The organism is Flavobacterium litorale (assembly GCF_019613795.1).
Classification (GTDB): domain Bacteria; phylum Bacteroidota; class Bacteroidia; order Flavobacteriales; family Flavobacteriaceae; genus Flavobacterium; species Flavobacterium litorale.
The window spans coordinates 1113012-1133841 of the sequence record NZ_CP080429.1 but is presented as its reverse complement, the minus strand read 5'-3'; the positions used below and the strand labels follow the sequence as shown (position 1 = coordinate 1133841).

Annotated in this window: 19 protein-coding genes; 18 read left to right on the top strand and 1 reads right to left on the bottom strand. The window is 39.0% G+C overall.

From position 1 onward, the window contains the following. Positions 1-54 precede the first annotated feature (54 nt). From aspS to K1I41_RS04955, 16 genes are all read left to right on the top strand, one after another. Positions 55-1803, top strand: coding sequence for an aspartate--tRNA ligase (gene aspS, locus K1I41_RS05030; protein WP_220641591.1), 1749 nt, complete (start codon positions 55-57; stop codon positions 1801-1803). Positions 1804-2009: 206 nt separating this feature from the next. Then, on the top strand, positions 2010-2204 hold the full coding sequence (locus K1I41_RS05025) for a cold-shock protein (RefSeq protein ID WP_220641590.1): 195 nt from the start codon (positions 2010-2012) through the stop codon (positions 2202-2204). Positions 2205-2501: 297 nt separating this feature from the next. Then, the gene (locus K1I41_RS05020; protein ID WP_220641589.1) at positions 2502-2867 is read left to right on the top strand and encodes an NADH-quinone oxidoreductase subunit A; all 366 of its coding nucleotides are present in this window, start codon (positions 2502-2504) and stop codon (positions 2865-2867) included. A 68-nt stretch (positions 2868-2935) separates the two neighbouring features. After that, the gene (locus K1I41_RS05015) at positions 2936-3487 is read left to right on the top strand and encodes an NADH-quinone oxidoreductase subunit B (RefSeq protein WP_220641588.1); all 552 of its coding nucleotides are present in this window, start codon (positions 2936-2938) and stop codon (positions 3485-3487) included. Between the two features lie 7 nt (positions 3488-3494). After that, positions 3495-4016, top strand: coding sequence for an NADH-quinone oxidoreductase subunit C (locus K1I41_RS05010; RefSeq protein WP_220641587.1), 522 nt, complete (start codon positions 3495-3497; stop codon positions 4014-4016). 28 nt (positions 4017-4044) lie between these two features. Further along, complete coding sequence (locus K1I41_RS05005) at positions 4045-5280, top strand: NADH-quinone oxidoreductase subunit D (protein ID WP_220641586.1); 1236 nt, start codon at positions 4045-4047, stop codon at positions 5278-5280. Positions 5281-5369: 89 nt separating this feature from the next. Next, positions 5370-5915: an NADH-quinone oxidoreductase subunit NuoE family protein gene (locus K1I41_RS05000; RefSeq protein WP_220641585.1), complete on the top strand. Its 546-nt coding sequence runs from the start codon at positions 5370-5372 to the stop codon at positions 5913-5915. Between the two features lie 2 nt (positions 5916-5917). After that, positions 5918-7285, top strand: a complete 1368-nt coding sequence (nuoF, locus tag K1I41_RS04995) for an NADH-quinone oxidoreductase subunit NuoF (RefSeq protein WP_220641584.1) — start codon at positions 5918-5920, stop codon at positions 7283-7285. A gap of 135 nt (positions 7286-7420) precedes the next feature. Then, the gene (locus K1I41_RS04990; RefSeq protein WP_220641583.1) at positions 7421-8464 is read left to right on the top strand and encodes an NADH-quinone oxidoreductase subunit G; all 1044 of its coding nucleotides are present in this window, start codon (positions 7421-7423) and stop codon (positions 8462-8464) included. A gap of 4 nt (positions 8465-8468) precedes the next feature. Beyond that, entirely contained in the window at positions 8469-9500 is a 1032-nt protein-coding gene (nuoH, locus tag K1I41_RS04985) for an NADH-quinone oxidoreductase subunit NuoH (RefSeq protein WP_220641582.1), read from the top strand. A gap of 53 nt (positions 9501-9553) precedes the next feature. Continuing rightward, positions 9554-10099 (top strand): NuoI/complex I 23 kDa subunit family protein, encoded by a 546-nt coding sequence (locus K1I41_RS04980; RefSeq protein ID WP_220641581.1) that lies wholly within the window; start codon positions 9554-9556, stop codon positions 10097-10099. 1 nt (position 10100) lies between these two features. Continuing rightward, positions 10101-10607: an NADH-quinone oxidoreductase subunit J family protein gene (locus tag K1I41_RS04975; RefSeq protein WP_220641580.1), complete on the top strand. Its 507-nt coding sequence runs from the start codon at positions 10101-10103 to the stop codon at positions 10605-10607. 1 nt (position 10608) lies between these two features. Then, positions 10609-10929: an NADH-quinone oxidoreductase subunit NuoK gene (nuoK, locus tag K1I41_RS04970; RefSeq protein ID WP_220641579.1), complete on the top strand. Its 321-nt coding sequence runs from the start codon at positions 10609-10611 to the stop codon at positions 10927-10929. Between the two features lie 6 nt (positions 10930-10935). Beyond that, positions 10936-12816, top strand: a complete 1881-nt coding sequence (gene nuoL / locus K1I41_RS04965; RefSeq protein WP_220641578.1) for an NADH-quinone oxidoreductase subunit L — start codon at positions 10936-10938, stop codon at positions 12814-12816. A 10-nt stretch (positions 12817-12826) separates the two neighbouring features. Next, a complete protein-coding gene (locus K1I41_RS04960) occupies positions 12827-14266 on the top strand; it encodes a complex I subunit 4 family protein (protein ID WP_220641577.1) in 1440 nt (479 codons plus the stop codon). A 17-nt stretch (positions 14267-14283) separates the two neighbouring features. Continuing rightward, positions 14284-15684 carry an NADH-quinone oxidoreductase subunit N gene (locus K1I41_RS04955; protein WP_220641576.1) on the top strand — a complete coding sequence of 467 codons (1401 nt, stop codon included), beginning with the start codon at positions 14284-14286 and terminating at the stop codon, positions 15682-15684. Positions 15685-15740: 56 nt separating this feature from the next. Here K1I41_RS04955 and K1I41_RS04950 read toward each other — a convergent pair whose 3' ends face one another. Then, the gene (locus tag K1I41_RS04950; RefSeq protein ID WP_220641575.1) at positions 15741-18770 is read right to left on the bottom strand and encodes an Eco57I restriction-modification methylase domain-containing protein; all 3030 of its coding nucleotides are present in this window, start codon (positions 18768-18770) and stop codon (positions 15741-15743) included. 127 nt (positions 18771-18897) lie between these two features. Here K1I41_RS04950 and K1I41_RS04945 point away from each other — a divergent pair, with 127 nt between their 5' ends. Next, positions 18898-19383: an acyl-CoA carboxylase biotin carboxyl carrier protein subunit gene (locus tag K1I41_RS04945; RefSeq protein ID WP_220641574.1), complete on the top strand. Its 486-nt coding sequence runs from the start codon at positions 18898-18900 to the stop codon at positions 19381-19383. Between the two features lies 1 nt (position 19384). Next, a complete protein-coding gene (gene accC, locus K1I41_RS04940) occupies positions 19385-20827 on the top strand; it encodes an acetyl-CoA carboxylase biotin carboxylase subunit (RefSeq protein ID WP_220641573.1) in 1443 nt (480 codons plus the stop codon). The last annotated feature ends 3 nt before the right edge of the window (positions 20828-20830 follow it).

Genomic DNA, 20830 nt, shown 5'->3' with positions numbered 1-20830 from the left:
GGAGTAAGCATAATTGGTAATAGTTACTAAATTTGCACTTTAAAATTCAATATAATGTACAGAAGCCATAATTGCGGCGAGCTTACGGCAGCCAATATTAATCAAGAAGTAACTTTAGCAGGATGGATACAAAAAACGCGTAACAAGGGTTTCCTTATATGGGGCGACCTAAGAGACCGTTATGGTGTTACCCAACTTATTTTTGACGAAGAGCGCACCGATGCTACCGTTTTTAAACGTGCCGAAACACTTGGTAGAGAGTTTGTAGTACAAGTAAAAGGTACTGTTATAGAGCGCGAGTCTAAAAACCCAAAAATGCCAACAGGCGATATAGAGATACTTGTACATGCGCTTACTATACTAAATGAGGCAACTACGCCTCCGTTTACTATTGAAGATGAAACCGATGGTGGCGAAGATATCCGTATGAAATACCGTTACCTTGATATCCGTCGTAACCCCGTAAAAAACAGTTTACTCTTCCGTCATAAAGTAGCTATGGAAGTACGCAACTACCTCTCTAAAGAAGGCTTTATAGAAGTAGAAACCCCAGTACTAATAAAAAGCACCCCAGAGGGTGCCCGCGATTTTGTTGTACCAAGCCGTATGAACGAGGGGCAGTTTTATGCCCTACCCCAATCGCCACAAACATTTAAGCAATTGCTTATGGTAGGCGGTATGGATAAATACTTCCAGATTGTAAAATGCTTTAGAGATGAAGATTTACGTGCCGATCGCCAGCCTGAGTTTACCCAAATAGACTGCGAAATGGCTTTTGTAGAACAAGAAGACATTATACAGACGTTTGAAGGGCTTACAAGCCACTTATTAAAAGAATTAAAAGGCGTAGAGACTGATAAGTTCCCACGAATTACCTACGATGAGGCAATGCGAAAATACGGTAACGATAAGCCCGACATCCGTTTTGGTATGGAGTTTGGCGCGCTAAATACCGTAGCACAACACAAGGAATTTAGTGTATTTAATAGTGCCGAGCTAGTAGTAGGTATTGCTGTACCAAACTGCGCAAGCTATACCCGTAAAGAAATAGATAAACTTATTGATTGGGTAAAACGCCCACAAGTAGGTGCAAGCGGTATGGTATACGTAAAATATAACGAAGATGGTAACCTAAAATCATCTGTAGATAAATTTTATGATGCAGACGACCTTAAAAAATGGGCAGATGCTACAGGCGCAAAACCAGGCGACCTTATATTAGTACTGAGTGGCGATACCGATAAAACCCGTGCTAGCATGAGTGCATTACGTATGGAAATGGCAGAACGTTTAGGGTTGAGAAAACCCGATGAATTTGCACCCCTTTGGGTAATGGACTTCCCGCTACTGGAATGGGATGAGGAAACCGAACGCTTCCATGCCATGCACCACCCCTTTACATCGCCAAAGCCAGAAGATATGCCCTTGCTAGAAACCGACCCCGCAAAAGTGCGCGCCAATGCTTACGATTTAGTATTAAATGGTAACGAAATAGGTGGAGGCTCTATCAGGATACACGATGCAGCAACGCAACAATTAATGTTTAAATACTTAGGCTTTACAGAAGCGGAGGCAAAAGCACAGTTTGGATTCCTTATGGATGCCTTCCAATACGGTGCACCACCACACGGTGGGCTTGCTTTTGGTTTTGATAGACTTGTTGCACTACTAAGCGGACAAGAAACCATTAGAGATTTTATAGCTTTCCCTAAAAACAATTCAGGTAGAGATGTAATGATTGATGCACCCTCTAAAATAGACGAAGCACAACTTAACGAACTGAATATCAAACTAAACCTTTAAAAGGTATTTTTGGTAGCAGCATCATTAAATATTAAGTATAAAATAAAAAATAGTTAATATATAATTATATTTTCAGAAAAAATTTAGAAAATAAGGCAAACTATCTGTAAATCAATCTATATTTTAGCAAATTTTTTAATAATTGCTTTGCTGTGTCATAATAAAGTTTACCTTTGACCCATTATTAATTATTTTTTTATTACAGAATGCGAACAGGCAAAGTTAAATTTTTCAATGAGTCTAAAGGTTATGGATTCATAACAGACGATGAAACAGGTAAAGACATTTTCGTACACGCTACAGGAGTGAAAACGGAGGATCTTCGTGAAGGCGACAAAGTAAGTTACGAAGAAGAAGAAGGAAGAAAAGGTAAAGTAGCTGCTCAGGTAGTAGCTATCTAATACAATATATATAGTATTATTATCTACCTATTGAGATTTAAAACCACCCTATTGGGTGGTTTTTTTGTTTAAGGAAGTAAAAATAATGCAAAACAAAGCCAACATCGTATATTTGTAAAGTCAATACCAAAATCAATTGAGGGAGTGAAATTTATGAAAAAGAATAATTCATATTGTATTTATTTTTATTCATTCTAAATAAAAATTGATGTAAATAAAGCCACACAAAAGCAAACCTTGATTTAGTTTAAAAATTGACGTGTATATTTGTAAATTATAATTAAAATTTAAGCCGTTATGCAAACTACCCAGGCAGATTATTTCCCAATTATTATGCAGCTATTGCTTGCAGTTGGTTTTGTTGCTGGTACAATTTTCATTTCAAATTTTTTAGGCCCTAAAAGAAGTTCAGCCAACAAGGATAAAAACTTTGAGTGTGGTGTAGAGTCTATAGGTAACGCACGTATCCCATTCTCAGTAAAATATTTCCTAGTAGCCATATTATTTGTTTTGTTTGATGTAGAGGTAATATTTATGTACCCTTGGGCAGTAAACTTCAGAGCTATGGGCTTTGAGGGCTTGCTTAAGATGGGCATATTTATGTTCCTACTTATTGTAGGTTTCTTTTACGTAATGAAGAAAAAAGGACTGGAGTGGGAATAAGCGGTTAACGGTAATTAGGCATATTTTTTGAGCCATTTTTACCTAAATAACCATAATAATTAAGAACAATGAGCAATACACCAGATATAAAAGTATCCAACACTCCAGAAGGAGTAGAAGGAAATGGATTTTTTGCTACAAAGCTAGACTCTGTAGTGGGGCTTGCACGTGCTAATTCGTTATGGCCATTACCCTTTGCAACATCATGTTGTGGTATCGAGTTTATGGCTACTATGGGTTCTCATTATGATGTAGCCCGTTTTGGTTCGGAGCGTATGAGTTTTTCACCCCGACAGGCAGATATGCTTTTAGTAATGGGTACCATTGCTAAAAAAATGGCACCTATACTGCGCCAAGTTTACGAACAAATGAGTGAGCCACGATGGGTTATAGCCGTTGGAGCCTGCGCATCATCAGGAGGTGTTTTTGATACCTACTCTGTACTACAAGGTATAGATAAGGTGATACCTGTAGATGTTTACGTACCAGGATGCCCACCACGACCCGAACAAATATTAGATGGTATTATGGAACTTCAGGAACTGGTAAAATCAGAATCTGTACGCAGAAGAAGCTCTCCAGAATATCAAGAATTATTGGCATCTTATAATATCTCATAAAGACAACATGGCTTTAGAAACATCTGTTATACAAGACAAGCTTACAAATAAATTCGGCGACAACGTTACTAGCTTTTCGCAGATAAAAGATATACTTACATTTGAAGTTGCAGCAAACAGCACTAACGATGTAATGCGTTTTTTAAAAGAAGACGAAACATTACGTTTTAACTTCCTTACCGACCTTTGCGGTGTGCACTACCCCGATAATGAGAAAGACAGACAGTTTGCAGTAGTATACCACATGCACAACTGGGTAGATAACGTTCGTGTTCGGTTTAAAACATTTTTAAATGCCGATAATCCAGAAGTAGCTACCGTTACCAACTTATTTTTAAGTGCCAATTGGCAAGAACGCGAAACGTACGACTTTTACGGAATCATCTTTAAAGGGCATCCACAATTAAAGCGTATTTTAAATATGGACGAAATGGTATCGTTCCCATTACGCAAAGAATTTCCATTAGAAGATAGCGGACGAACGGATAAAGACGACCGCTTTTTTGGAAGAACAACAACGAATAGCTAATAATGAACCTGAAATAATTGTACTATAAATGTCAGACCTATTATTACCTCCAGAGCAGCGCTATGCAGAGATGATTGCCAAAAGGCAAAATGAAGACGGAAGCGAGCTTTCTGTACTAAACCTTGGTCCTACCCACCCCGCTACACACGGTATATTCCAGAATATACTGCTAATGGATGGCGAGCGCATATTGGATGGCGAAGGTACAGTAGGGTACATACACCGTGCGTTTGAAAAAATTGCAGAAAACAGACCTTTTTACCAAATAACACCCCTTACCGATAGGTTAAACTACTGCTCCTCTCCTATTAACAACATGGGATGGTGGATGACATTGGAGAAAACACTCGATATAAAAATACCCAAACGTGTAGAATACCTTAGGGTTATTATTATGGAGCTAGCTCGTATAGCCGACCACATAATATGCAACTCGGTACTAGGTGTAGATACAGGCGCACTTACAGGATTTTTATACGTTTTTCAGTACAGAGAAAAAATATACGAAATATACGAAGAGATTTGCGGAGCACGCCTTACAACCAATATGGGGCGTATAGGTGGTTTTGAAAGAGATTGGAGCCCAACCGCATTTAAAAAAATAGACGAGTTTTTAGCAGAATTCCCGGATATCTGGAAGAATTTTGAAAACTTGCTTACGCGTAACAGGATTTTTATGGACAGAACCATAAACGTAGGCGCAATATCGGCAGAAAAAGCAATGAGCTATGGTTTTACAGGACCAAACCTCCGTGCAGCAGGTATTGATTACGATGTGCGTGTAATGCAACCCTATAGCTCGTATGAGGACTTCGATTTTGAAGTACCTGTAGGAGAATCAGGCGATACATACGACAGATTTTGCGTGCGTAATGCCGAAGTTTGGGAAAGTTTAAAAATTATCCGTCAGGCACTGGATAATTTACCCGAAGGACCTTTCCATGCTGATGTTCCTGATTATTACTTACCACCAAAAGAAGACGTTTACAATAATATGGAAGCACTTATTTATCACTTTAAAATAGTGATGGGCGAAGTGCCAGTACCTGTAACCGAAGTATACCATGCCGTAGAAGGCGGTAATGGCGAACTTGGTTTTTATTTAGAGACTGACGGAAGCCGAACGCCGTATAGGCTACACTTCCGTAGGCCATGTTTTATATATTACCAAGCCTTTAACGATATGATAAAAGGCGAAATGCTTTCGGATGCGATTGCAACATTATCAAGCCTTAACGTAATTGCAGGCGAACTGGATGCTTAATAAAGAGAATTATGAATGATAAATTTTAAATTTTAAATTTCCACAACGTGAATATTCAAAATTTATAATTCAAAATTTAAAATAAAAAAATGCAAATAACGCATATAAAACAGGAAATAAACTTTACCGATGCCTTAATGGCTCGGATAAACGAATTACTAAGCCACTACCCTGCCGACAAGAAAAAATCGGCACTGTTGCCCGTACTGCATGAAGTACAGGATGCACACGATAACTGGCTGAGTATAGCGTTACAAGATAAAGTAGCCGAAATACTGGAAATTAAACCTGTAGAGGTGTACGAGGTAGTTACATTTTACACTATGTACAACCAAAAACCTATAGGTAAGTATATGTTTGAATTTTGCCGAACATCCTGCTGTGCTATTCGCGGTGCAGAAGACCTTATGGAATACACCTGCGAAAAGCTAGGTATTAAGGAAGGCGAAACAACGCCCGATGGTATGTTTACCGTAGTAGGCGTAGAGTGTTTAGGTGCTTGTGGTTATGCCCCTATGCTACAAATAGGCGATTATTACAGGGAGCATCTTACCAAAGAGAAAATGGATGAGCTGATTGAAGAATGCAAAGCAGGTAAGATAGATTTACACAACCAAGACCATTATACAGAGTAACAATGGGAAGAAAAATATTATTAGAGCACGCAAACGTACCAGGCATAAAAACCTACGAAGTATACCGCAAAATGGGCGGTTATGCCTCTGTAGAGAAAGCCCTTAAGGGCATGACGCCTGATGAAGTGGTAGAGGAAGTAAAAACATCGGGGCTTAGAGGTCGTGGTGGAGCAGGTTTTCCAACAGGATTAAAATGGAGTTTTCTCGATAAAAAATCAGGTAACCCATCCCACCTAGTTTGTAATGCCGATGAGTCGGAGCCAGGAACGTTTAAAGACCGTTACTTAATGGAGTACATTCCTCACCTATTAATAGAAGGAATGATAACGTCAAGCTACGCACTAGATGCACACCTATCGTACATTTATATTCGTGGCGAATACATGTGGGTATACCGCATATTAGAAAATGCAATTAAAGAAGCCTATGCTGCAGGTTGGCTAGGTAAAAATATATTAGGTACGGGTTACGACCTCGACCTTCACGTACACTGTGGTGCAGGTGCTTACATTTGTGGTGAGGAAACAGCACTAATCGAATCGTTAGAAGGTAAAAGAGGTAACCCAAGAATAAAACCACCTTTCCCTGCGGTTAAAGGATTGTGGCAAGAGCCTACTGTGGTAAACAACGTAGAATCTATTGCAGCAGTGCCGTGGATTATAAACAACAGTGGCGAAGAGTATGCTAAAATAGGTATAGGTCGTTCTACAGGAACAAAACTAATATCAGCATCAGGGCATATTAAAAACCCAGGCGTATACGAAATAGAATTAGGGCTTAGCGTAGATGAGTTTATGAACTCAGACGAATATCTTGGCGGTATGATGGACGACAGACCTTTAAAGGCATTAGTGCCAGGAGGATCGTCAGTACCTATTTTACCAGCCCATTTAATTTATAAAAATGCGGAAGGCGCCGACCGTTTAATGTCATACGAATCGCTTAGCGAAGGCGGATTCGAGTCAGGTTCAATGTTAGGTTCTGGAGGTTTCATCGTATATAACGATACTTCTTGTATTGTACGTAATACATGGAACTTTAGTCGTTTTTACCATCACGAAAGTTGTGGGCAATGTTCGCCATGCCGTGAGGGTACAGGCTGGTTAGAAGGTGTGCTACATCGTATAGAAACAGGAAAAGGCAGAGAAGAAGATATTGATTTGCTTTGGGACATCCAGAGCAAAATAGAAGGGAACACCATTTGCCCGCTAGGCGATGCAGCAGCATGGCCAGTAGCAGCAGCCATACGCCACTTCCGTGAGGAATTTGAGTATCACATCCGTTTCCCTGAAAGAATTAAAAATCGCGACCACTTTGTTGCCGAACCTTTCGAGAAGGTAAGACACTTAGTAGCAAAACAAACAGTATAAAGTAATAAGGTTGAATGTTATAAAACTCCCCAAACAGGAAAATATAACTTTCATATAAATAAAGAAAAAGGTAGTAATGTTTTACGTTTCCGAACTTTAAAACATTTAAACTTTAAACTTTCAAACATTTACGAAATGAAAGTAACAATAGACGGTCAGAGTATAGAGGTAGAGCCAGGGACAACCATCCTACAGGCAGCCCGTATGATAGGTGGTGAGTCTGTTCCGCCAGCAATGTGCTATTATTCTAAACTAGAAGGAAGCGGTGGCAAATGCCGTTGTTGTCTTGTAGAAGTATCTAAAGGTAGTGAGCGCGACCCAAGACCCATGCCTAAACTTATGGCATCGTGCGTAACAGGTGTTATGGACGGCATGGAGGTAAAAAGCATCTCTTCAGATAGGGTATTGGATGCCAGAAAATCGGTTACTGAATTTTTGCTTATCAACCACCCGTTAGATTGCCCCGTGTGCGACCAAGCAGGCGAATGCGACCTGCAAAACCTAAGTTTTAAACACGGTGCGGGTGCAACACGTTTTATTGAAGAAAAAAGAACTTTTGAGCCTGAAAATATAGGTCCGAACATACAATTACACATGAACCGTTGCATACTGTGCTACCGTTGTGTAATGGTTGCCGACCAACTTACAGATGATAGAGTACACGGTGTAATGAACCGTGGCGACCATGCACAAATATCTACATGCATCTCGAAAGCAATTGATAATGAGTTTTCTGGAAACATGATTGATGTTTGCCCTGTAGGTGCACTTACCGATAAAACATTCCGCTTTAAGCAACGTGTTTGGTTTAATAAGCCTTTTAATGCGCATAGAGATTGCGATAAATGTTGCGGAAAAACAACGCTTTGGATGTTTGGCAACGAAATTCAGCGTGTTACAGGGCGTAAAGATATTTACCATGAGGTAGAAGAGTTTATTTGCAACGAATGCCGTTTTGAGAAGAAAGACACTAAAGATTGGGTTATTGAAGGACCTAAGAAGTTTGAGAAAGGCTCTGTTATCAATCAAAACAACTATACTCAAAAATTAGAGAAGGTTACCATTAAAACGGAAGACCATATACTTTTAGGGCGCGAACAGGACAGAAAGAAAATAAGTATGCCTGATGTACCCTTAAAAGGCGACCAGAAAAAACAACTTAAAGAAGGCAACGTATAGAGATATGGAACAAGCTATAATTATAGAAAAAAGCGTTATTATAATTGCTGTTTTTGCCCTTACTATGCTAATGGCAATGTACTCTACACTTGCTGAAAGAAAAATAGCGGCTTGGCTACAGGATCGTATAGGACCTAACCGTGCAGGTAAAGGAGGTATATTACAACCCCTTGCCGATGGTTTAAAGCTTTTTGCTAAAGAAGAGTTTATACCCAACACTCCTAACAAGTTTTTGTTTTTTGTAGGTCCTGCCGTATCCATGAGTGCTGCGTTAATGACGAGTGCTGTTATACCATGGGGCGATAAACTGCACCTTTTTGGCAGAGATATTATACTACAGGCTACAGATATTGATGTAGCACTTTTATACATATTCGGCGTATTATCCGTAGGTATATATGGTGTAATGATAGGCGGATGGGCATCAAATAATAAGTTTTCACTTATGAGTGCTATGCGTGCAGCATCGCAAATGATATCGTACGAGGTGGCTATGGGATTATCCATCATCGCACTAATTATGATGACGGGTACTTTGAGCCTTCGTGAAATTGCTGCTGGGCAGGAAGGAATGCATTGGAATGTATTCTACCAGCCATTAGGTTTCCTGATATTCCTAGTATGTTCGTTTGCCGAAACCAACCGTACACCGTTTGACCTTGCTGAGTGTGAGGCAGAGCTTATTGGTGGTTACCATACCGAATATTCATCCATGAAAATGGGCTTTTACCTGTTTGCAGAGTATGCAAGTATGTTTATATCGTCTACTATTTTAGCAGTACTTTATTTTGGAGCATACAACTATCCTGGTATGAACTGGATGGAAGAAAATGTTGGTATTAACATTGCTAACATCATAGGTATTATAGTACTGTTTTTAAAACTATGTTTCTTCATATTCTTTTATATGTGGGTACGTTGGACGGTGCCAAGATTCCGTTACGACCAATTAATGCGTCTTGGTTGGAAAATATTAATACCATTATCTATAGCTAACATTATTATAACAGGAATTGTTATTTTATTAGTAGAATAAAAAAGATTTGAATTGCAACTGCCTGTAGCAAAAACAGGTTAATAATTATAACCATGGCAATAGAAACCATATCATTATCGGGAAGAAAAAAGGAGGTTTCCAACAAAAAGATGACTTTTTGGGAAAGCCTTTACCTTGTTGCGATATTTAAGGGGTTAATGATTACAATAAAGCACTTGTTTACCCGCAAAGTGACTATTAAATATCCAGAGCAAACAAGAGAACTTAGCCCAGTATACAGAGGGCAACACATGCTAATGCGTGATGACCAAGGTAGAGAACGTTGTACAGCATGCGGACTTTGTGCATTATCGTGCCCAGCAGAGGCAATTACGATGAAAGCGGAGGAAAGAAAACCAGACGAAATGCATTTATACAGAGAAGAAAAATATGCTTCGATATACGAGATAAACATGCTTCGTTGTATTTTTTGTGGGCTTTGCGAAGAAGCTTGCCCAAAAGAAGCTATTTACCTAACAAAATCCAGAGTTATGGTAAAATCGGCTACTAACAGAGAAGATTTTATTTACGGAAAAGATAAATTAGTTATGCCTTTAGATATGGCTATTAAAAACACTCCTAACACCGCAGCTAACTAATATGATAACAACATTATTCTATATCTTATCGGCGGTTACCTTAGCTACTGCGTTTTTAACGATATTTAGTAAAAACCCCATACACAGTGCCATTTACCTTGTACTCTGCTTTTTCTCTATAGCGGGGCACTACCTTATGTTTAATGCACAGTTTTTGGCAATAGTACATATTATAGTATATTCGGGGGCAATTATGATATTAATGCTCTTTACTATAATGCTCATGAATCTCAATAAGGAAAACGAGTTTAATAAATCGTTGCTCACCCGTATTGCTGCTGCCACCTCGTTTGGTTTGGTAGCATTGGTATTATTAGCATCGTTTGTTAAAGCACAGCCTGCCATTATTGAGTATAAAACAACAGGTAAGGACTATCAGTCTATTAAAGTACTGGGCGACGTATTGCTTAACGATTATATGGTGCCATTTGAGTTTGCCTCTATACTGCTTTTAGTCTCTATGATTGGTGCGGTATTATTATCTAAAAAAGAACACATCAATAACTAATATGGACAATATTTTACAACAAATAGGTATAGAGAATTACATTTACCTTACTACATTATTATTTTGTATCGGTGTGTTTGGCGTACTGTACAGAAGAAATGCTATTGTAATGTTCATGTCTATCGAGATTATGCTTAACGCAGTAAACCTGCTTTTAGTAGCATTTTCTGCCTACCATCAGGATGCATCGGCACAAATATTCGTATTCTTCTCTATGGCGGTAGCTGCAGCAGAGGTAGCTGTTGGGCTTGCCATACTGGTAGCCGTGTACAGAAACATTGGTAACATTGATATAGATAATTTAAAGAAATTAAAAGGATAACGCCTAATGGAGACTAATTTGGCTTTACTATTATTACTTGCTCCTTTAGCAGGTTTTTTACTTAACATTTTTGCAGGAAAAAAATTAAGCAAAGGCTTATCGGGTACATTAGGTACGGTAGCCGTTGCGGTATCGTTTGCTGTTACTGTATTCTTTTTTATGCAGGTTAGCGATACAAAAGAGGCCGTAATGGTTAACCTCTTTAAGTGGATGACCCTTGCCAACTTTGATGTTAATTTTGCTTTTCAACTCGATCAACTTTCATTACTGTGGTTGCTGTTTGTTACAGGTATTGGTACGCTAATACACGTATACTCTATTAGCTATATGCACGATGACGAAAACCTACACAAATACTTTGCTTACCTAAACCTATTCATCTTTTTTATGATTACGTTGGTAATAGGTAGCAACTTACTAATTATGTTTATTGGTTGGGAAGGCGTTGGGCTTTGCTCGTACCTACTCATCGGATTCTGGTATAAAAATCAAGATTTTAACGATGCAGCCAAAAAGGCTTTCATCATGAACCGTATTGGCGACCTTGGTTTCCTAATCGGTATATTCATTATAGGATATCTTTTCCATAGTGTAGATTATGTAGATATCCAAAACAGCATTGCAGCAGGCACATCAGGATTGGATATGACCTGGTTGGGCATTGCTACACTATGCCTGTTTATAGGTGCGTGTGGTAAAAGTGCACAAATACCATTGTACACTTGGTTACCCGATGCCATGGCAGGACCAACACCAGTTTCGGCACTTATACACGCTGCTACCATGGTAACGGCAGGTATATTTATGATTACGAGAATGAATTTTGTTTTTGACCTTACGCCCGATGTACAAAACATTATTGCCATTGTAGGTGCAATAACATCGTTAGTAGCGGCGGCTATAGGTTTAGTACAAAACGATATTAAAAAAGTACTCGCCTACTCTACCGTATCGCAGTTGGGTTTAATGTTCCTTGCATTAGGTTTAGGTGCTTACGAAATTGCGGTATTCCATGTAATAACCCACGCTTTCTTTAAAGCATGTTTATTCTTAGGTTCAGGTTCGGTTATCCATGCTATGGGTGGCGAACAGGATATGCGCAACATGGGAGGACTTCGTAAAGTAATGAAGGTTACTTTTATTACCTTCCTTATTGCAACATTAGCCATTTCGGGCTTACCACCATTTTCAGGCTTCTTCTCTAAAGACGAAATACTATTAACGGCATTCCACCACAACAAAGCCCTTTGGGTAATTGGGTCGGTAGCCTCTGTAATGACGGCGTTTTATATGTTCCGTTTGCTTTACCTTACTTTCTTTAAAAGTTTTAGAGGAACAGAGGAGCAAAAAAGTCACTTACACGAATCGCCATCGCTTATAACATTACCACTTATTGTACTAGCAGTACTTGCTATGGTAGGAGGCGCAATAAGTTTCCCTGGTAGTAGCTGGTTAAACGAGTATTTATCGCCTATTATTAGCCATCCCGCAGCGCACCATGCACTAGGTACTACAGAGTATATTCTTATGGGTGTTGCCATTGTAGGAGCACTAGTAGGTATTGGTCTGGCATATGCTAAATACATTAAAAAAGCAGCAGTACCAGCACCCGATAGCGAAATTACAGGCTTTAACAAAGTACTGTATAACAAGTTTTATGTAGATGAGATTTACATGGCAGTTATTGTAAAACCAATATACGCGCTAGGCGCATTCTTTAAAAACGTTACCGAAGTGGCTTTGTCGGGCTTAGTATTTGGGCTGGGTAAAGTTGCCAATTTAATAGGTGCTCAAGGAAAAACAATCCAAAACGGAAGCATCGGACTATACTTGTTTGTATTTGTAGCGGGCGCATGCTCGATTATAGCTTATATCTTTTTAAAATAATTTACACCTGATGGACGTATCATTTATACTCATTATTCTATTATTCGGCACGGTTGCTACTTACTTTGTGGGCGATAAATGGGCTTCTAAAGCCGCATTATTATTTAGCGCTGCCGCATTTGCAGCCACCCTTTATGTGATGTATCGCTACAATATGGGCATTACGGTAGATTATGTGCAAGCTTGGATAAGCAAGCCACGCGTAGTACTAAACTTTAAAGCAGACGGCATATCGCTTGCTATGGTAGCACTAACCACAGCACTAACGCCAATAATTGTACTAACCTCTTTTGGGAACATGTTCCCAAAAACAAAATCGTTTTACGCACTAATCCTATTTATGGCATTTGCTATGGTAGGTACATTTTTAAGTGCCGATGGTTTAGTGTACTATATCTTCTGGGAATTATCATTAATACCAATATACTTTATAGCTCTTATTTGGGGTAGTGGCGATACAGAGAGCAGAAAGAAAGCCGTAGTTAAATTCTTTATCTACACCTTTGCAGGCTCGCTATTCATGCTAATTTCGTTTATATATTTATATACAAAAACCAATAGTTTCCTTATAACAAACCTGTACAATGCAGAACTTTCGGAAACAGAGCAGTTTTGGATATTCTTAGGCTTCTTTTTAGCCTATGCTATAAAAATACCCATTATACCTTTCCATACGTGGCAGGCAAACGTATACCAAAAAGCACCCGCAGCAGGTACCATGCTACTATCGGGTATTATGCTAAAAATGGCACTGTACAGTATTATTAGATGGCAATTGCCCATAACACCACAAGCAGCAGCAGAATATAAATACATTGTTATTGCATTTTGTATTGCTGGGGTTATATACGGCTCTATACTAGCACTGAAACAAACTGATTTAAAAAAATTATTAGCCTACTCCTCATTAGCGCACGTTGGGCTAATAGCAGCAGGTACGTATACGCTGACCATAGACGGACTTCGTGGTGCATTTTTGCAAATGATAGCACACGGTTTTGTAGTGGTAGGACTTTTTTATGCTGCCGAAGTTATTGAACGCCGCTACCACACAACTACCATAAGCGAAATGGGAGGCATCCGAACGCAAGCACCAAAATTTGCATCGATGTTTATGATATTGGTTATGGCATCGGTAGCATTACCTTTAACGTTTAACTTTATAGGAGAATTTGAAGTATTGTACAGCTTGGCACAGACTAATATATGGTTTGGTGTTTTAGGAGGTACTACTATTATACTAGGTGCATTTTATATGTTACGAATGTTCCAGCACGTTATGCTTGGTGATAAGGGTACAAAGGTATTTGCCGATATTACAACGGGCGAAACGTTTACTTTTGTACTTATTGTTGGTGTACTCCTATTTTTTGGAGTGTACCCACGACCAATTACCGACTTTATTACACCAGCCCTACAAGAGGCGTTATTACACATTAACCAGATTTAATTAAGCTCGTATAAAAAATGAATACATTAATAGCTATTGCAGGATTAGGGATTATATGCCTTATAGCTGAGATTTTCAATTTAAGGAAAGCCATTGTTCCTGTAGCCATTATTGGGCTACTGGCAGTACTTGGGCTTAACGTAGCTGATTATATGGAGTTTGGGCTAAACATAACCACTACCCAGCACACCGAAGGCTTATACAACAACATGATTGTAGAGAACAGTTATGGTAAAGCATTTTCGACATTATTTATAGTGCTTACAATATTTTTGGTAGCCATGACGCCTGAGTTTCATAAAGACCACAAAGCAAAACTATCTGATTTTGTTGCCATAAAATTATTTTTACTTACAGGAGCCATAGCCATGGTATCTTTCGGGAATTTAGCCATGTTCTTTTTGGGTATCGAGGTACTCTCTATAGCACTATACGTATTGGCTGCTAGCGAGCCAAGAAGTTTAAAAAGCAACGAGGCAGGTATGAAATACTTCCTTATGGGAGCTTTTGCATCGGGTATATTACTATTTGGTATTGCCCTAGTATACGGTGCAACAGGTACTTTTGATAATGCTGGTATTTACGATGCTGTATTGGCTGGCAATTTACCCGATTGGTTTTTTATGGGTATTGTAATGCTAACCATAGGCTTACTGTTTAAAATAGCAGCAGCGCCCTTCCATATGTGGGCACCCGATGTGTACGAAGGTTCGCCTGCATTAAACACCGCCACCATGAGTACGCTGGCAAAAGTAGCCGCCGTAGCCGCCTTTTTTAAACTAATGCGTAACCTAAACCTAGAGGTACCAGGTACGTATATAGCTATAATTACAACCGTATCCATACTATCCATGTCGGTAGGTAACCTAATGGCATTGCGCCAAACCAGTGTTAAACGTATGCTTGCCTTTTCGGGTATATCGCACGCTGGGTTTATGCTAATGGTATTTTTAAACCCTCCAGTAATGTCGGGAGTACTCTTTTACTATGCAGCAGCTTACGCCTTAGCAGGTATTGCAGCCTTTGCCGTAATACTATATGTTACTGCTAGTAAAGAAAACGAAGAAATACACAACTTTAACGGGCTGGGCAAAACCAACCCTACTATGGCAGCGGTATTAACCTGTGCCCTACTCTCTATGGCAGGTATACCGATATTTTCAGGATTTTTTGGTAAGTTTTTCCTATTTAGCGAAGTACTAAATTCAGGGCATATAACCATTGTGGTTATAGCTGTAATTAACTCTATAATAAGTGTTGGGTATTACTTTAAGCTAATACTAGCCATGTACACTAAGGAAGCTACCGAAACCACTACCAAAGTACCTGCCGTGTACAGCATAGTAGCTGTAATAGCAATACTGCTTACTATTGGTATAGGGGTTTACCCCGATGCTGTATTGGGTTTAATACAATAAAACTATTTTATTTCCGAATTACGATAGGTAATCTTATATAGCATTTTTTATCGTTTTTATACTGCTTCTACTATAGCAATTTCATCGGGGGTTAAGCCGTATAGGGCATACACCATTTGGTCTATTTCGGCATCCGTAGTGCCTATTTGGGTTTTAAGGGCAACGGCTTTTTGTTGTTCGGCAGTAAAATAATCCTCCCACTCGGCTTCTTGGCGCAACGAAAGTTTTATTTTCTTTTTGCGCAACTCCTTTACAAAATCGGTATAAGTAAGCTCGTACCAATCCTGTAACTTTTTAGGTAGTTTTTCAAGTTCAAACTTACGTTGCAAACTCCGCTGAAACTTACCACTTACCTCCTGTAGTTCTTTATTTAATGTAAGCATTTGGTCAGCTTTTTCGATAAAGGGTTGTTGATCTATTACTGAAATTTTCTTAATTGGAAATTTTCTTAAATCATTTAAAATGATTTTTGGAAACAGTTTCCTAACCGATTTCGCAGTATTTTTTAGAAAATAGTATGATATTAATTTACTATTTAATATACTTAAAATATATTTCAACGAAATATTTGTATCAGGCTTTTCTAAAATTGCAATATTACTCATATTATACAAATAAAAATCTTCTGTATATGTTGAAATAATACATTTTGGGAAATTTCCTGTAATCTCTCTTACTATAATTTTTTTGCCGTCAAATAAATTTATAGCTCTTGGGGCTGCTAAGTGTTTTCCATACCTTAAATATGAACCCGTCCAATTTGTAAAATATCTGCTCACATTTTTTCCATCTAGATATTTGTGAGTGTTTTCATCGAATTTATACTCATAATCATAAACCCTATTTTTTACATCTTCAGCGCTTTGCTTTGGATCCCCTTTTGATTTTTCATAAGCTTTTAAACCAGCTTTTATATCGACTAAGTAATCAAGTAAAAGTGTTTTCCTCCCCAACTTTAAGTTTATATTATCACTCTCATCATCTAAAAAAACTTTGAATTCAAACCCTTCGTTATTTTTAAATTCCAATTGATTTTTTGTATGAGATAAATAGAATTCTGTTCCATCATTTAGATAGACATCTAATGAATTAGGATTTGTAATTGTTTGATTTTCTGCAAGCAAAATTACTGTTTCTACATTAGCACTTTCAAAAGAATAACCTTTTAAATTAATAATTTGATTTAATTTACAATTATCCAATAAATACTTCCTCAATCCTTCACCACTATAAACCATTAACCAAGCATTTGGGATGATTAAGCCATATACACCCCTACTTTTTAGGATTTTTACCGATTTTTCAATAAATAAAAGATAAGTATTTATCTGATATTTTGCGGAAACATATTCTTTTACACAAAAATCTTTTTCTTCTTGTTTAAAATTATCTCTTGCAAAAACATAAGGCGGATTTCCAATTACCACATCAAAACCGCCTCGTTTAAAAATATGAGGAAATTCGTGTTGCCAGTTAAAGGCTTTATCGCCCGCTACTTCGGGGTCGTCTATCAGGCTATTGCCGCATTTTATGTTGTTGCTTAGGTTGTTTAACTTTCGTTTGGGGCGTGCGGTACGCAACCATAACGATAATTTGGCAATCTCTACACTTTCCTCGTTAATATCTACCCCAAACAAATTATTTTCCAGTATGCTGTTTTCTACATCGCTTAGTACAAAGGTATCTTTATTGTAGCGCGCCGAGAGTTCGTCGATATAGCGGTGCTCGCCAATTAAAAAATCGAGGGCTTGGTTCAAAAAAGCACCACTACCACAGGCAGGGTCGCAAATAGTAAGTTGCAACAGCCATTCCCTGTACTCCTGTAGGGCAGTAAGGCGTTTTCGGCTACGCTGCTTGGCGGGTTGGTAGGTGGCATCGCTTATATCGAGTGCTACCTTTTTTTCGGTACACAGTTTGCCAACCGTATTATCTACTATGTACTTGGTTATGTATTTTGGGGTATAAAAAACGCCGTCTTTTTTGCGTTTGGTTTTAGTGCGGTCTATAACTTCGCCTTCCAGTTGGGCTTTAACCTCTTCCAGCTCATTTAACGAGTTTTCGAATATATGCCCCAGTATGTTAACATCTATCTCGCTAGCAAAATCGTAGCCTGCCAATTTTAGGGTGTGTTCGTACAGCAGGTCGTCATCTATAACTATGGCATCCAGTACGGCATCGGGTTTAAACAATCCGCCGTTGTAGGCATAAATATCGTGTTGTTTGCCCTTAAAACCTGTATTAAGGTAGCCAAAGTATTTTTTAAAACGGCTGTACAGCGGGGCATAGGCATCCAGCTCTTGCAGTTGTTGCCATTGGTTGAGTATAAGGCGTACGGAGTTGGGCGGGAGGAGTTGCCTATCTTCGGCAAAAAACAGGAATAAAAACCTATCCAACAGCTTCTGCGATTTTTTAAAGAGCTCCAACGGGGTGTATTGCGGGTTGCAGGCTACCAAATTGTGGTGCAGTTTTGTTTTAAAAACCGAATAGTCTTTGTACAGCTCTTTGGTAATTTTATCCTCCTCCGCTACCGATTCGCTTTTTATTTGCTTGGGCAGTCCTTTGCTTAGGTTTTCGTAAGCAAGGCACAAATACAACAGTTTAAACTCCTGCTCGGTTAGGGCAAACAGGTTAAACTCAATATGTTCTACCGCATTATCAATATAAAAACGTAACTTCTCAAAATTAGCCGTTATTACATACACACAGTCGGGTTGGTTGTTTTTGTAACCAAAGGCTTGGGTTTCTACCTTGCCCAAATCTATCGTATCGGTGCCTTTAAGCTCTATAACCGCAGTAACTTTATTGTTTATTAGTATGGCGCCGTCGGCTTTTTTGCTGTCTTTTACGTTTTTGTATTCGGTAGTAAGGTTAAAATCGGGCTGCGGATTTTTGGTATAGCCCAGTATTTTAACAAACAAGTCTATTAAAAACTCGCCTTGGTATTGTTCTTCCTTACTGTTTTTTATATTTTGCTGTATAACAGGGCTAAAAAAGTGCTTTTGGTAGCGCGCCCACTGGGTAGCAATAGTGGCTTTGTTTTGGGTATTTTTGTACTTGGTTAGTACAGCATTTTGAAATAACGGCATCCGAGTAATTTTCAGTTGGATAAATGTACTAAAAAATTTCAAGGTGTAGTAACTTACCAAACCCTACAGCCCCCGAAAACGTTTTCTTTTACCTATATTTACACCTCCAATACAAATCAATTTTAACATGAGTGATGCCTACAAACTCACAGTAAACGGCAGTACAACTTTTGATGTTACCGAAACACAGCTTGCTGAACTGGACATTATTAGTACAGGTACTGCTAACTTTCATATTTTAAAAGCCAACAAACCTTTTAAAGCCGCCGTTACCCATACCGATTTTCTTAAAAAAGAATATACGGTTACCGTAAACAACAACACCTACACCGTAAACATTGCCAACCAGCTTGACCAACTTATTAAAGAAATGGGCTTTGAGATTGGTACAGCAAAACAGGTTAACGAAATTAAAGCACCTATACCGGGGCTTATACTGGAAATTAATGTTACCGTTGGGCAAGAGGTACAGGAGGGCGATAACCTACTAATACTGGAAGCCATGAAAATGGAAAACACTTTCCAATCGCCAAGAGCAGGCGTTATAAAAGCCATTGCCGTAACCAAAGGCGATGCGGTAGATAAGGGGCAATTATTAATAGAATTTGAATAGCATGAAAAAGATACTTGTAGCCAACAGGGGCGAAATTGCCATACGGGTAATGGAAACCGCCAAGAAAATGGGCATTAAGACGGTTGCTGTATTTTCGACCGTTGACCGAAATGCACCCCATGTAAAATTTGCCGATGAAGCGGTTTGCATTGGCGAAGCACCATCCAACCAATCGTACCTATTGGGCGATAAAATAATAGACGTTGCCAAAGCACTTAACGTAGATGGGATTCACCCTGGATATGGTTTTTTAAGTGAGAATGCTGGTTTTGCCGAAGCCGTAGAGGATAACGGGATTACGTTTATCGGACCCCGATCCAAAGCCATAAAAATAATGGGAAGTAAACTTGCTGCCAAAGATGCGGTAAAGGATTACGACATACCGATGGTACCTGGTTTGGATAAAGCCATTACCGATGTAGACGCAGCTAAAAAAGCAGCCGTTGAGATAGGTTTTCCTATCCTCATAAAAGCCTCTGCTGGTGGTGGTGGTAAAGGGATGCGCGTAGTAGAAAAAGAAGCCGATTTTGTACCGCAAATGCAGCGCGCCATTAGTGAGGCAACCTCAGCCTTTGGCGATGGTTCTGTTTTCATCGAAAAGTATGTAGGTTCGCCACGCCACATCGAAATACAAGTAATGGCAGATAGCCATGGCAACATACTTCATTTATTTGAAAGAGAGTGTAGCGTGCAACGCCGTCATCAAAAAGTGGTGGAAGAAGCACCAAGTGCCGTACTTACACCCGAAATTAGAAAAGCAATGGGCGAAGCAGCCGTTAAAGTGGCTAAAGCCTGCGATTATTTAGGTGCTGGTACTGTAGAATTTTTGTTAGACGAAAATAAAAACTTCTATTTCTTGGAGATGAACACCCGTTTGCAAGTGGAGCACCCTGTTACCGAAATGATTACAGGGCTTGACCTTGTGGAGCTACAAATAAGAGTAGCACGTGGCGAAGCACTCAATATTAAGCAAGAAGATTTGCAAATTAACGGTCATGCATTAGAACTTCGTGTATATGCTGAGGATTCATTAAATGATTTCGCGCCAAGCGTGGGGCATTTGGATGTATATGAGCTCCCTAAAGGGAAAGGCATACGCGTAGATAATGGTTTTGAGCAAGGTATGGAAGTACCCATTTATTACGACCCAATGCTGGCAAAGCTAATTACTTATGGTAAAACCCGCGAAGAAGCTATTGAATTAATGATAGACGCTATTGCCAACTACAAAGTAGAGGGCATTAGTACTACCCTACCCTTTGGTACCTTTGTGTGCGAGCATGAAGCGTTCCGTTCGGGCAACTTCGACACGCATTTTGTAAAGAAATATTACGATGCCGAAAAGCTACAATCGAAATTGGATAACGAAGCAGAAATTGCAGCGTATGTTGCCTTAAAACACTATTTGGAAGACCAGAAAATTTTACGACTGCCAATACAGTAAACT

Excerpts from the sequence above, each read along its gene's own strand:
- aspS (WP_220641591.1), top strand. The coding sequence starts at position 55 with ATGTACAGAAGCCATAATTGCGGCGAGCTTACGGCAGCCAATATTAAT.
- K1I41_RS05005 (WP_220641586.1), top strand. The coding sequence starts at position 4,045 with ATGTCAGACCTATTATTACCTCCAGAGCAGCGCTATGCAGAGATGATT.
- K1I41_RS04955 (WP_220641576.1), top strand. The coding sequence starts at position 14,284 with ATGAATACATTAATAGCTATTGCAGGATTAGGGATTATATGCCTTATA.
- K1I41_RS04980 (WP_220641581.1), top strand. The coding sequence starts at position 9,554 with ATGGCAATAGAAACCATATCATTATCGGGAAGAAAAAAGGAGGTTTCC.
- K1I41_RS04950 (WP_220641575.1), bottom strand. The coding sequence starts at position 18,770 with ATGCCGTTATTTCAAAATGCTGTACTAACCAAGTACAAAAATACCCAA.
- K1I41_RS05010 (WP_220641587.1), top strand. The coding sequence starts at position 3,495 with ATGGCTTTAGAAACATCTGTTATACAAGACAAGCTTACAAATAAATTC.
- K1I41_RS05025 (WP_220641590.1), top strand. The coding sequence starts at position 2,010 with ATGCGAACAGGCAAAGTTAAATTTTTCAATGAGTCTAAAGGTTATGGA.
- accC (WP_220641573.1), top strand. The coding sequence starts at position 19,385 with ATGAAAAAGATACTTGTAGCCAACAGGGGCGAAATTGCCATACGGGTA.
- K1I41_RS04975 (WP_220641580.1), top strand. The coding sequence starts at position 10,101 with ATGATAACAACATTATTCTATATCTTATCGGCGGTTACCTTAGCTACT.
- nuoK (WP_220641579.1), top strand. The coding sequence starts at position 10,609 with ATGGACAATATTTTACAACAAATAGGTATAGAGAATTACATTTACCTT.
- K1I41_RS05000 (WP_220641585.1), top strand. The coding sequence starts at position 5,370 with ATGCAAATAACGCATATAAAACAGGAAATAAACTTTACCGATGCCTTA.
- K1I41_RS05015 (WP_220641588.1), top strand. The coding sequence starts at position 2,936 with ATGAGCAATACACCAGATATAAAAGTATCCAACACTCCAGAAGGAGTA.
- nuoH (WP_220641582.1), top strand. The coding sequence starts at position 8,469 with ATGGAACAAGCTATAATTATAGAAAAAAGCGTTATTATAATTGCTGTT.
- K1I41_RS04990 (WP_220641583.1), top strand. The coding sequence starts at position 7,421 with ATGAAAGTAACAATAGACGGTCAGAGTATAGAGGTAGAGCCAGGGACA.
- nuoF (WP_220641584.1), top strand. The coding sequence starts at position 5,918 with ATGGGAAGAAAAATATTATTAGAGCACGCAAACGTACCAGGCATAAAA.
- K1I41_RS04960 (WP_220641577.1), top strand. The coding sequence starts at position 12,827 with ATGGACGTATCATTTATACTCATTATTCTATTATTCGGCACGGTTGCT.
- K1I41_RS05020 (WP_220641589.1), top strand. The coding sequence starts at position 2,502 with ATGCAAACTACCCAGGCAGATTATTTCCCAATTATTATGCAGCTATTG.
- nuoL (WP_220641578.1), top strand. The coding sequence starts at position 10,936 with ATGGAGACTAATTTGGCTTTACTATTATTACTTGCTCCTTTAGCAGGT.
- K1I41_RS04945 (WP_220641574.1), top strand. The coding sequence starts at position 18,898 with ATGAGTGATGCCTACAAACTCACAGTAAACGGCAGTACAACTTTTGAT.